9 protein-coding genes are annotated in these 11,894 nt (G+C 59.0%); 5 read left to right on the plus strand and 4 right to left on the minus strand.

Annotated elements, in window-relative coordinates:
• Nucleotides 1–8: 8 nt before the first annotated feature.
• The 4 genes from LAO21_12235 to nhaR form a co-directional block, all read right to left on the minus strand.
• Nucleotides 9–1,217: a trypsin-like peptidase domain-containing protein gene (locus LAO21_12235; protein MBZ5553483.1), complete on the minus strand. Its 1,209-nt coding sequence runs from the start codon at nucleotides 1,215–1,217 to the stop codon at nucleotides 9–11.
• A 44-nt stretch (nucleotides 1,218–1,261) separates the two neighbouring features.
• Nucleotides 1,262–1,933, minus strand: a complete 672-nt coding sequence (locus tag LAO21_12240) for a protein-L-isoaspartate(D-aspartate) O-methyltransferase (GenBank protein ID MBZ5553484.1) — start codon at nucleotides 1,931–1,933, stop codon at nucleotides 1,262–1,264.
• A gap of 195 nt (nucleotides 1,934–2,128) precedes the next feature.
• Nucleotides 2,129–4,504 (minus strand): PBP1A family penicillin-binding protein, encoded by a 2,376-nt coding sequence (locus tag LAO21_12245; protein MBZ5553485.1) that lies wholly within the window; start codon nucleotides 4,502–4,504, stop codon nucleotides 2,129–2,131.
• 153 nt (nucleotides 4,505–4,657) lie between these two features.
• On the minus strand, nucleotides 4,658–5,557 hold the full coding sequence (gene nhaR / locus LAO21_12250; GenBank protein ID MBZ5553486.1) for a transcriptional activator NhaR: 900 nt from the start codon (nucleotides 5,555–5,557) through the stop codon (nucleotides 4,658–4,660).
• A gap of 113 nt (nucleotides 5,558–5,670) precedes the next feature.
• On the opposite strand from nhaR, the gene raiA reads away from it, so the two are divergent.
• The 5 genes from raiA (at nucleotide 5,671) to LAO21_12275 (ending at nucleotide 11,846) form a co-directional block, all read left to right on the plus strand.
• A complete protein-coding gene (gene raiA, locus LAO21_12255; GenBank protein ID MBZ5553487.1) occupies nucleotides 5,671–6,009 on the plus strand; it encodes a ribosome-associated translation inhibitor RaiA in 339 nt (112 codons plus the stop codon).
• 131 nt (nucleotides 6,010–6,140) lie between these two features.
• Nucleotides 6,141–7,073, plus strand: a complete 933-nt coding sequence (locus LAO21_12260) for a universal stress protein (protein MBZ5553488.1) — start codon at nucleotides 6,141–6,143, stop codon at nucleotides 7,071–7,073.
• A gap of 65 nt (nucleotides 7,074–7,138) precedes the next feature.
• Complete coding sequence (locus LAO21_12265) at nucleotides 7,139–9,799, plus strand: cation-translocating P-type ATPase (protein MBZ5553489.1); 2,661 nt, start codon at nucleotides 7,139–7,141, stop codon at nucleotides 9,797–9,799.
• 137 nt (nucleotides 9,800–9,936) lie between these two features.
• Entirely contained in the window at nucleotides 9,937–10,728 is a 792-nt protein-coding gene (locus LAO21_12270) for a TVP38/TMEM64 family protein (GenBank protein ID MBZ5553490.1), read from the plus strand.
• Nucleotides 10,729–10,892: 164 nt separating this feature from the next.
• Nucleotides 10,893–11,846, plus strand: a complete 954-nt coding sequence (locus tag LAO21_12275; GenBank protein MBZ5553491.1) for a phosphatase PAP2 family protein — start codon at nucleotides 10,893–10,895, stop codon at nucleotides 11,844–11,846.
• Nucleotides 11,847–11,894 lie beyond the last annotated feature (48 nt).

Raw genomic sequence — 11,894 nt, forward strand, 5'->3', positions numbered from 1 at the left:
ACTTCCCCCTAGTCCAGTCGCTCGATCAGGGGAACATCCACGGTCATCTTCCGCCGTCCCCGGTACAGTTCGACCTTGACGGTGCCGCCCGGCTGCTTGGACTCAACATAACGGTTGATATCTTCGTCCGACTCGAACTCGCGTCCGTCCACGGAAACAATCAAATCGCCGCCAAGGATCATGCGCTGGTTGCCGACGATGAACACCTCATCTCCTCCGCGAAGACCTCCCCGTTCGGCGCTCCCGCCCCGCGCCACTCGCGCAACCAGCACCCCGTGATCGACGGGCAAACGCAGGGCATCGGCCAAATCCGGATCGATCGCATAACCCCGCACGCCAAAGAAGGCCCGTTTTACCCGTCCGAGGGTAATCAGGTCCGTCAGGATCCCCTTGGCGCTGTTGATCGGAATGGCAAAGCCGACACCGACGCTGCCCCCGCTGGGAGATGCGATCTGGGAATTGATGCCGACGACCTCGCCGTGGGAATTGAGCAGCGGGCCACCTGAATTGCCGGGATTTATCGCCGCGTCAGTCTGAATGACGTTTTCAATCAAACGGCCATTCTCGGCCCGAATTGAGCGTCCCAGGGAACTGACGATCCCCGCGGTCAACGTGCCGGTCAAACCGAAGGGATTGCCGATCGCCAGGGCCTTCTGTCCGACCTGCAAGCTGGCCGAGTCCCCGAGTTTCACGGGATGCAGTTTCGCCGCCGGCGCAGTGATCCGGATGACCGCCAGATCGTTGGACTTGTCGCCCCCGATAAACCGCGCCGAGTATTTAGACTTGTCGTAAAGGGTGACCTCGAGTCGACGCGCCCCTTCGACCACGTGGAAGTTGGTCAGAATATGCCCCTGCCCATCGATCACAAAACCGGAGCCCGTTCCCTGGGCGGGCACCGGCATGAAGAAAAAATCGTATTCCACGGTCTCAGTCGTGATGTTGACTACACTGGGATTGACGGTGCGGTAAATCTGAATGTTGACCTGTTCTTCCCCGCTGAAACTTTCCTGGGGAGACGCCGAGACGTCGTTGACTTTCAATTGTTGTGCCAGGTCCCCGGGTACAACGGTGTCCGATCCACTGGGACGGGGCATCCGCCATAACACATACGCTGCCAGGATCAGAAACAACAGAGCGAAGATTCGGGTCCCAGCGGACAGATGGAGACGTCCTGCCGCTTCCCCCAGAAATCCCTTCATTCGTCTGATTTCATTCATAATGATTAATCTATCCCCGTTCCCCGAATTCGACGTGTTCGAGATCAGTTGTCTTTATGACGATCCTGGTCCACCATGGGAACAAACCGGACGGGGAGGAGTTCGCGCTTCACGATCCCGCCCGGGGTTTTCTTCACGAGGATCAGGTCCTGGGTTCCGATCCCCACCGGCACAATCATCCGGCCATTCATTCCGAGCTGGTCAATCAGCGCGGGCGGTATTTCAGCGGGAGCCGCCGTTACCATGATCGCGTCGTAGGGAGCATGTTCCGCCCACCCTTCATAACCATTCCCCACCTTGATTTTGAGATTCCTGTATCCCAGCTCCGTCAGGGTCCTTTCCGCGCGCCGGGCCAGCGGCTCAATCAACTCAACAGAATAGACCTCAGGCACGAGTTCCGCCAGAACCGCGGCCTGGTAGCCCGAACCCGTTCCAATCTCGAGTACCCGCTCTTTCCCGCTGAGTTGAAGGGCTTCCGTCATGAAGGCCACAATGTAGGGCTGGGAAATAGTCTGATCGTAACCAATCGGCAAGGCCCCATCGTCGTAGGCGCGGTCTCGAAATTCCGGGAGAACAAACTTATCGCGCGGTACCTTCCTCATCGCCTTCAGGACACGAGGGTCACGAATGCCGCGGTTCTCCAGTTGGTGCTTCACCATCTGCTCACGAGAAGTGACTGCAGCATCAACATCCGATTGAGTAGCCAAACTCTTCATAGGCGGAGGAGGGTCAGAGACACAATGGGACATGTGCAGGCTGGACGCCAAAACCGCAACGCCTGCAATCCAAAGCGCGATCCGGGTAGCCACCATTTCTACGACCTTCCATCTCCAATCCTGGACCTGAGGAGTCCGGAGTTCCAGAGGACTCCCCCGTGGACTCCGAACCACCTCTCTCGCCGCGGGCAGGCATCAAAGGGCGGCTCCCTTCTTGACAGGGGTCTTGTGGACACCTGGCGGCGAAGGAGAAGCAGGCATCTTCTTCGGGTTCGTCTTGCCGGGAGAGGGTCCGGAGGATTTCGCCTCGGGGGCTTCAAAATCCACTCCGCTCCGGGGCGCCGTCCCCTTCGTCTCGACCGTCGCGGGGGCGGTTGTGCTGGCCTTCAGGACGGGGGTTTCCTCGGGGAAAAACTCTTCGGGCGGCTTGTTATCATAGACCGACTGCATGAACTGGATAAAGACCGGCAGCGCCGTTTTCGCACCTGTTTCCTTGTCTCCAATGGTCTTCTTCTCGTCGTATCCGACCCAGACGCCACAAACCAGCGAAGGCGTGTAGCCAATAAACCATGCATCGGTAAAATCATTTGTTGTCCCGGTCTTGCCCGCCAGGGGTCTTTTCAAAATCTTGGCCCGCGTCGATGTCCCAAACTCCACGACCCCGCGCATCAAGGTAACCATGGTTCGAGCCACTTCGCTTGGAATCACCTCGGTGACCGCGGGATAATCCTCTTCGAGCACTTCCCCGGAGTAACTCACCACACGTCGCATCTCGTGGGGTTGGACTCGTACCCCGTCATTGGGAAAGGTGCTGAAGGCCGACACCTGCTCCCATAGCGTGATGTCGGCCGCCCCCAGCGCCGTGGGTAAGTACGGCTCCATTTTGGAGGTAATCCCGAATCGCTTTGCGGTCTCAATAACGTTTTTGATCCCTACCTTGGCGGCAATGCGGACGGCGGGGATGTTGCGGGATTCAGCCAGTGCCTTGCGAAGCGTAATCACCCCTTCGAATTTCCCGTCGTAGTTGTGGGGCGAATACAGTCCGCCGCCCGAAGGGAAGCTGACGGGGGCATCGAGGACAGTGTCGTCGGGCTTCATCCCCTCGAGCAGGGCCGTGGTGTAAACATAAGGCTTGAACGAAGAGCCCACCTGCCGCGCCGCCTGGTTCGCGTGGTTGAACTTGCTGGTCTCGAAGTCGTACCCGCCCACCATCGCCTTGACCTCGCCGGTCTGCGGCTCGATGGCCAGCAACGCCCCCTGGATCTTCGGCTCCTGCTCCAGTGAAAGCTTCACGGTCTTGGTCTTGTCATCGATACTGGAGATTTTAAAAAGCGCGATGTCCCCGCGATGAAAAATCTCCGAAGGGGCAGCCACATGCGTCCAGGCAAAGTCCGGAGGGGTGAGATGCGCGACGTAAGGTCCCATCCTGACCACCACCTGGCGCGCCACCGTGTCCATCACCAGGCCCGGAAGGATCGCACCCGCCACGATCGGTTTTTTCCAGTCGTCATGCTGAAAGGTGTCCAGGTCCCCCAGATGCTCGGTCAGGATGTTTGCCAGAGGACCGCGCCAGCCGTGTCGTTTATCGTAATCGCGCAGCCCCTGCCGCAGCGCCTCTTCAGCGGCCCGCTGCATCGCCACATTCAGGGTGGTATACACCTTCAATCCCTTCTCGTGCACAGCCTCCGCCCCGTACCGGCCTTCAAGATATTGGCGGATGTCCTCTATGAAGTAGGGAGCCAGGGCATTATAAGGCTGGTGCAGGTGAAGAACGACCGGCTGCTGCTTGGCGACCTCTGCCAGATCGCGCGAAGTTTTGTTCTCCGCCACCATGCGGTCCAGAACATGATTGCGCCGGGCCAGACAGGCCTTCGGGTTTGCAATGGGCGAAGTGGCGGAAGGGCGTTGCGGAAGACCCGCCAGCAACGCCGCTTCATCCAGGGTCAATTTCTCAATCGGCTTGTTGAAAAAGTAATCGGCGCCCGCAGCAAATCCGTAAAGCCCATTGCCCATGTATACCTGGTTGACGTACAGGGTCATGATCTGCTGCTTCGTGTACCGCCGCTCGATCTGAATCGACAGCAAGACCTCCTGGAATTTCCTCTTGAAGCTCTTGTCCGGGGTCAGGAACAGGTTCCGGGTGAGCTGCTGCGTCAGCGTCGAGGCGCCCTCCTTCTTTTTCCAGGTAATCAGGTCGGTCCAGGCGGCGCTGATGATCCGCCGGAAATCCACGCCAATGTGTTTTTCAAAGTTCTGGTCTTCAACCGAGATGATGGCGTCCTGCAAGACCTGGGGGATGCGCCGGTAGTCGACAATGACACGGCGCTCAATGGCAAACGAGCCGATGATCTGCCCGTCGTCCGCATACACCTCGGAGATGACATCCGGGCGATAGTTCTCCAGCTCGCTGACCTGGGGCAGGTCGCTCATATAAACAAATAAGAGCCCCAGGATCGCCCCCATGCCGATGGAGGCAAGCAGGAAGAATCCAAAGACAATTCGGCCAACGATCTTCTTGCCGCGGATGGAAATGGTCGGGAGACGAATCAGATCACTCATGCGCTTACGCATTGCCCCGCTGCCGAATAGAGGGTTCGGATCGCTCTCCGCGGGGCAACCGGAATTTTACGTTAGCATAGCGATGGGGTGGAGTCAAACCCGGTCGGAGCCCGGGCGGAAATCCTGAACGGATTTCCTGAACATCTCCGCAGCGCACCCGACGGTTCAATGGAAAAGTTCCTGCCGCGCCGCCTCACAGATGGCAACGACGGCCGGATGCTGAATCTTTCGTTCGACTGAAATCGCGTAGAATTGGGTTCGAATGGAATGGGTGCGACCAATTCGCCGGAGCCGGGCGTTGCCCTGCCACTGCTTTGCAAGAATGGAGGGAGCCGGAAAAATCCCGGCGCCCCGCTCTCCAAACACCCAGAGCAGGGCATAGTCTTCGAATTCCCCCACGACCCGGGGACGAATCCCTTCCGCTTCAAACCATTGATCCAACCTCTGTCGCAGGGCGCTGTTGTCGGCCGGCAGCAGACACGGGGCCCCGTGGAGTGACTTCGGGAAACGCCGCGTGCACTTCTCCGCCAGCTCAGGTGTGGCGATGAAGCTGATCCCGCATTCTCCCAGGAGGTGGTTGTAAGCCCGGATTTTCAGACTGGGATCCATCGGCCCGTCCGAGAGTACGACGTCGAGTTCATTGATGGCCAGCCGGGCCACCAGTTGCTGCGGGCTTGCTTCCCGACAGACGATCTGGACCGGCTCGCGGAGATGAAGGGCCGGCTGAATCAGCTGGTGCACCACCAGCTTCGGCAAGACGTCTGCAATCCCGATATCGACCCTCAGGGGGCGCCCGGTCGGACGGTCCTTCATCGTGTCGCGCAGTTCCCGCCCCAGGGAAAAAATCTCGTCGGCGTAACGGAACACCAGCCGGCCCATCTCGGTCGGGAGGACATTGCGACCCGAACGCTGCAGCAGCTTTTCTCCCAGGCTCGTCTCCAGACTGCGAATCTGCGCGCTGATGGTCGGAGACGCCAGGCGCAATTCCTCTCCGGCGAGGGTGACCGATCCCGTCCGTACCACGGTCCAGAAATAGAGGAGGTGATGGTAGTTGAGCCATTCCATGGTCCCAGTATAGTTAGATAAAAACTAACTGTCATCATTATATTTTCTATTTTTTAATCACTCGGAAGATCTCTATAATCGGGACATTACATCCGGCAAGGACAGGAGACCACATGAATGTGAAAATTCGCGCGGAGAACATCGATCTGGCGGACGCTCTGAAAAGCTACATTGATCGCCGCCTGCATTTTTCCTTGAGCCGGTTCGGAGACCGCGTCGGGCTCATCACCGTCCGGGTTTCAGACCTCAATGGTCCCCGCGGCGGGATTGACAAGGCCTGCCGCATCAGCGCCGAACTGGTCCCCTTCGGGAGCGTGCGGGTGGAAGACGTGGATGCCGATCTATATACCGCGATTGACCGGGCGGTGGAGCGCCTCGGACGATCCTTCAGCCGGAAGTTGGAGCGCGAGATGGAGTCCAGAAGGGGACGCGAGTCCGTCAGGATTCCATGAGAGATGGCGGCGGGTTCCTGAAGGCGATCCCTCGGCCTCCCTGCGGCGTTGCGTGAGGCAGAGAGACCGGGCTGGAAAGGTGTTGGAGGCAGCGTCAATCGATTCTTTCCCAGAGAAGAGGAGAGACGTTCATGGAGACAATGGAACTCACCACTCAAATCGCCCTTAAAAAAATCCTCTTTGCGACTGATTTTTCTCCGGCTTCCGAGGCGACCTTGGCTTGTGCCGAGGCGTTCGCTCGACATTATGGCTCTACGATCTATCTTGCCCATGTAATCGCACCCTCGGCCGATCGAGGAGGGCCGACCCGAACACCCCCATTCCCCATTGAAAAGACCCGTCAGTGTGTCCAAGAGCAAATGGAAGAACTCGCGCGTTCGAAAGGCTTGCAGGGAATCTCACACGAATCTATTATCGGGGAGGGAGATATTGCAGACATCCTCTCAGACATAGTGAGGAATTGGGGAATCGATCTAGCGGTTCTTGCAACTCACGGTCACCACGGATCTCAAAAGTTCGTGTTAGGCTCGGTGGCCGAGGCCATTTTCCGGCGCGCGGCCTGTCCGGTTTTGACGGTGGGCCCCAAGGCATGCGGCCACGCGGGGGCAGAGATGAACTTGCGCCACATCCTTTTGGGCACGGATCTCACGCCGACCTCTTTGGCAGCACTTCCCCTGGCACTCTCGCTCGCCCAGGAACACCGGTCTCGGCTCACCCTCCTCCGCCTCGTCCACCCGGAAATCCAGTCTCCGAGCGAACGCCATCGAATCAAAACGAGCTATGAAGCGCAGCTTCAAAGCCTTGTTCCCGAAGAAACCCAACGATGGTGCCGGGTCGAAGCCGTGGTGGAGTTCGGCCTGGCAGCCGACAGCATCCTGCAGTTTGCAGCCCGCCAAGGAACCGACCTGATTGTCCTGGGTGTGCGCGGGACGGGCGTCTTTGACTGGTCGGCTTCCCAGATTCCGTCGCCGACGGCATACGTTGTTGCTGCCCAGGCAATCTGTCCTGTTATGACGGTGCGCGATTCGCAGATTTTCTTGAAAGCCTCTTCAGAAAGGCTTTGAAGGATGGGCGAGGGTCGACCGTGCGCACCGACCCCATTTAAAAAACCACAGAGGGAGTTCGCCTGATGACAAACCCCTTACCCCGTGAAGCCGCACTTGTACCCGCCGAGGGACCCCCATCGGGTCACTTTTTTGCCGGTTCCCCGAAGAGCACCGACTTCACCCAGTCCGAGACAGCCCTTGTTCGGGGCGTGTCGGAGCAGGAGGCTTTGGAGAGATTGAAGCAGGAAGGCCCGAACGAACTTCCCTCTTCCAAGCCCCGCGGCTTCTTTCAAATAGCGTGGGAGGTTGTGCGAGAGCCGATGTTCCTGTTGCTGCTTGGGGCCGGTGGAATCTATCTCCTTCTGGGGGATACCGAAGAAGCGCTCCTCTTGCTGGGATTCGTCTTTGTGATCATGGGCATCACGCTCTACCAGGAACGGAAGACGGAGCGGGCCCTCGCCGCGCTGAAGGATCTTTCGAGTCCGCGCGCCCTCGTAATCCGGGACGGTCAGCAACGCCGGATTCCGGGACGCGAGGTCGTCCGTGGCGACGTCATTGTTCTTTCCGAAGGAAGCCGCGTCCCCGCCGACGCGTCCCTGTTTTCCAGCATCAATCTCTCGGTAGATGAGTCCTTGTTGACCGGCGAGTCTGTCCCCGTGCGCAAAGAAGCCGCGGAGTCGGAGGCCGGCATGGGGCGGCCGGGGGGTGATGACCTCCCCTTTGTCTATTCCGGCACCCTGGTGGTGCAGGGGCAAGGAATCGCCCGGGTCGGTGCGACCGGGCTCCATACCGAATTGGGAAAAATCGGGAAATCCCTGCAGTCGGTTGAGACGGAAGACACCCCGCTGCAAAAAGAGACTCGTCGCCTGGTCCGGATTCTGGCCGTTGTGGGCCTGTCCATGTGCGCCCTGGCGACCGTGTTGTATGGGGTGACTCGGGGTGACTGGCTCAATGGACTGCTCGCCGGGATCGCCTTGGCAATGGCGCTGCTACCTGAGGAGTTTCCGGTGGTGCTCACGATTTTTCTGGCTCTCGGGGCGTGGCGAATCGCGCGCAAAGGCGTGCTTACACGGCGCGTCCCGGCCGTGGAAACCCTGGGATCTGCGACCGTTTTGTGTGTGGATAAAACAGGGACGCTGACTGTCAATCGCATGGCCGTCCAAACGATCCAGGCAGCGGGTACCCTTTATAATGTCTCGACCGGGGCTCAGGACGGAATGCCGGAGTCGTTCCATCCCGTCATTGAATTCAGTATTCTCGCGAGCCAAAGGAATCCATTTGACCCCATGGAAACGGCTTTCCTTGAACTGGGCAATCGGTCCCTGGCGGGAAGTGAGCACCTCCACCCGGACTGGGAACTGGTTCGTGAATACCCTCTGTCCCGAAAATTCCTCTCGGTGACCAGGGTCTGGAGAGTTCCCGATCAAATCGAGCTTGTCGTGGCGGCCAAGGGTGCTCCCGAAGTGATGGCCCGGTTATGCCGCATGAACCCTGAAAAACAGGCGGAGCTTGATGGGCAGGTCAAGGCCATGGCGGAAGATGGGCTCCGGGTGCTCGGTGTGGCGCGGGGACGGGCCACAGGCGCCGTGTTGCCTGAGGACCAGGATGGGTTCGAGTTTGAGTTTCTCGGTCTTGTCGGGCTCGCGGATCCCATCCGCCCTGCGGTCCCCTCTGCAATTCGCGAGTGTTATGCCGCGGGCATCCGGGTCGTGATGATCACCGGCGACTATCCGGTGACCGCCCAGAGTATTGCCCGGCAGATCGGTTTGAACCCGCGGGATGAGGTGATCACCGGTCCGGAGTTGGACGGCATGAGCGATACGGAGCTCGAGCAGCGTGTCCGGAGCGTGAATATCTTCGCGCGCGTGGTGCCGGAGCAGAAGCTGCGACTGGTCCAGGCGATGAAGGCCAACAACGAAATCGTCGCGATGACAGGAGACGGCGTGAACGATGCTCCAGCCTTGAAATCCGCCCACATCGGAGTGGCCATGGGCGGGCGCGGAACTGATGTCGCCAGGGAATCTTCCGCATTGGTCCTGCTGGATGACGACTTCTCCTCCATCGTTCAGGCGGTCAGGATGGGGAGAAGAATCTTTGACAATCTGACGAAAGCAATGGCCTACATTTTCGCCATCCATGTTCCCATTGCGGGACTGTCGCTAATTCCCGTTCTCCTCAAGTGGCCTCTGGTGCTAATGCCTGTCCACATCGTTTTCCTCGAGCTGATCATCGACCCTGCCTGCTCAACCGCCTTTGAAGCGGAACGGGAGGAGACGGACGTGATGGATCGCCCTCCCCGGAACCCGCAGAAACCGCTTTTCAATCGCCGGACCCTGCTCCTCAGCTTGCTTCAAGGGATGGGTGTCCTGGCAGTGGTTCTGATGGTGTTTGCCACAGCCCTCTTCCGCGGCCAGGGTGAATTACATGCCCGCGCCCTGACCTTTACGACCTTGATTGTGGCCAACCTGGCTCTGATCTGGACCAACCGATCCTGGACGCGGACCATCCTGCAAATGGTTCGCTCCCCGAACAAGGCCGTGTGGTGGGTGACCGCAGGCGCTGCGATCTTTCTTGCACTCGCCCTGCTCATCCCATTCCTCCGCAACCTGTTCCGATTCTCGGCCCTGCACCCTGTTGATATTGTCCTTTGTCTGGTCGCGGGGGTGATCAGCGTCATCTGGTTTGAGGCTCTGAAGCGGTGGAAAAGAACCCAGGGAGGGCCCTCGAAACCGATTATTGGATGAGACACTCCGGAAGGACACGCGATTCGGAAGGAACCGGGGCTTCATTGGGCACCGAACAGCGACCCCTTCCCATCCTCCCGGGAAATTGGTATGGTCGCACAGCCTGAGATCGGCCATCGTGCGATCCCCTCGAACGAATGGCACGATTTCTGGAAGTGATCCGGGAAACAACACAAGAGCAAGAACGGCGAATCACGGCCCGACCTACGAGGCAAGCACCGATGGCGCCCGACACGCAATCGAATACGACCCCGGGCTGGAAGACGTGGCTGCTTCCGGCTGCGTTCGTTGCCATACTGCTTGCGGGCGGAGGGTGGCTCTGGAGTTCGGGAATCCTGCACCACCTGGCTGACCGGCAACGCCTGATCGCTTCGCTGAGGGAGGGTGGCCCGGGAGGTCCACTGTTGTGTATTGCCGCCCAGTTTATTCAGGTGGTGATCTTCTTCGTCCCGGGCGAGATCACACAGTTTGCCGCCGGGTACGTGTTCGGCACATGGCGAGGCCTGGCCTTCTCCGTGGTGGGGATCCTGCTGGGTTCTGCCTTCGACTTCTACTTTGCGAGGATTGTTGGCCGACCGGCACTGAGACAGATCATTCGCCAGACGACTCTGGAGCGGGTCGATAAATTGCTAAACAACGCCAGGGGCAAGTCGGCAATCTTCCTGCTTTTTTTGCTGCCGGGCGCCCCCAAGGACGCGATGTGTTATGGCGCGGGTCTTTCTAATATTGGCCCGCTCGAGTTTATCGTGATCAGCAGCCTGGGCCGAATGCCTGCCCTCCTCTTCAGCATCCACCTCGGGTCCCAGGTGTCTCACGGCGATTTTCTTTCCATGGCACTCATGATATTCCTCGTCGTGATCGCTGTGGCTGCCTACTACCTTTATGAACGCTACGAGAACCGGCACCGTCATTCCAGTGAAGTGGATTGAAGGCTGAACACCGCTTCATGACAATTACTGAATGAGCCAAGTTTTTTTCTTTGAGAATCCCCGGCGGCGGAGGCGCTGGCAACGTTGCCCTTTAATCCGGCCCAGTGCTCATCGCATCTCCCCCCAAGTGGACATCAATCATCGATCCCGCTAGAATCGTCTTCATGCATCAGAATCCAGGCGCGAGAAATCGAGTGGTCAATCTTCTTTCGTTCTCGCTTCCGCTCTGTCTGGTGCTGCTATGGACTCCCGGAATATCCCTCGCAGCGACCGGCCCCCGCGATGATTCCGCACTTGACGGAAGGCCGGCCCAAGCTGAAGGGACCGGTGAGGACCATAGCTCCACTCAAGGCAAAGACCGCCCGGATCTTAGGATCAAAGACCTTCCCCGCCTCATCCTTCGAGACCAGAAGTTCCTGTGGCTTCGTCCCTTCCAGCTCAAACGGGCCGATCTTCCCTGGGCGGGGGTGGTCGCTGGAACAACCGCTGGATTAATTGCCGGGGATCGTCATGCCGCGGAGGAGATTCTCGAGCGACCCCCGGGGAGTGGATTTGCGTTTGTGCGCCGTGTCGGACAAGCGGGTGGGCCATTGACCGACGCTGGCGTCTCCGGAATTTTTTATTGGTTGGGACAGTGGCGCGGGGACGACCGTGCCCGGACCACGGGGCTATTGGGATGGGAAGCGCTGGCTGACAGCCTCCTCATCACTCAAGCGCTCAAGGTGGCCACCCAGCGTCCTCGTCCTTCGACTGACGACGGCAGACTCCCCAACCATCACGGCGATGGCCAGTTCTTTTCGGGCGGAAGTTCCTTTCCCTCCGGCCATGCCGTCGGAGCGTTTGCCCTGGCTACGGTCACTGCCCAACAATATCGCGACCACCCCTGGGTCCCTCCCCTCGCCTATGGCCTGGCAGGATTGGTATCTGTTTCTCGCGTCTCTGAGCGACAACACTTCCCTTCCGATATTTTTGTCGGAGGAGTACTGGGCTATCTCGTCGGGCGCCATATATTTCATGAGGCCGAAACGAGGCCCGCGGACAATGCCCGGCATTGGCATGTCTTGCCCTATGTGCCCCCGTCGGGCGGTGCTGCCGTTTTATTCACCTGGGATTTCTGAAGGATTGAGCGAATCAGGAGATAATCCGGATGGCAAGCCCGGCCATCC

The sequence above is a fragment of the Terriglobia bacterium genome, from assembly GCA_020073085.1.
Classification (GTDB): domain Bacteria; phylum Acidobacteriota; class Terriglobia; order JAIQFV01; family JAIQFV01; genus JAIQFV01.

What these genes read in the sequence shown, in the direction of transcription:
- LAO21_12235 (MBZ5553483.1), bottom strand. Translation starts at nt 1,217, where the DNA reads ATGAATGAAATCAGACGAATGAAGGGATTTCTGGGGGAAGCGGCAGGA.
- LAO21_12240 (MBZ5553484.1), bottom strand. Translation starts at nt 1,933, where the DNA reads ATGAAGAGTTTGGCTACTCAATCGGATGTTGATGCTGCAGTCACTTCT.
- LAO21_12245 (MBZ5553485.1), bottom strand. Translation starts at nt 4,504, where the DNA reads ATGCGTAAGCGCATGAGTGATCTGATTCGTCTCCCGACCATTTCCATC.
- nhaR (MBZ5553486.1), bottom strand. Translation starts at nt 5,557, where the DNA reads ATGGAATGGCTCAACTACCATCACCTCCTCTATTTCTGGACCGTGGTA.
- raiA (MBZ5553487.1), top strand. Translation starts at nt 5,671, where the DNA reads ATGAATGTGAAAATTCGCGCGGAGAACATCGATCTGGCGGACGCTCTG.
- LAO21_12260 (MBZ5553488.1), top strand. Translation starts at nt 6,141, where the DNA reads ATGGAGACAATGGAACTCACCACTCAAATCGCCCTTAAAAAAATCCTC.
- LAO21_12265 (MBZ5553489.1), top strand. Translation starts at nt 7,139, where the DNA reads ATGACAAACCCCTTACCCCGTGAAGCCGCACTTGTACCCGCCGAGGGA.
- LAO21_12270 (MBZ5553490.1), top strand. Translation starts at nt 9,937, where the DNA reads ATGGCACGATTTCTGGAAGTGATCCGGGAAACAACACAAGAGCAAGAA.
- LAO21_12275 (MBZ5553491.1), top strand. Translation starts at nt 10,893, where the DNA reads ATGCATCAGAATCCAGGCGCGAGAAATCGAGTGGTCAATCTTCTTTCG.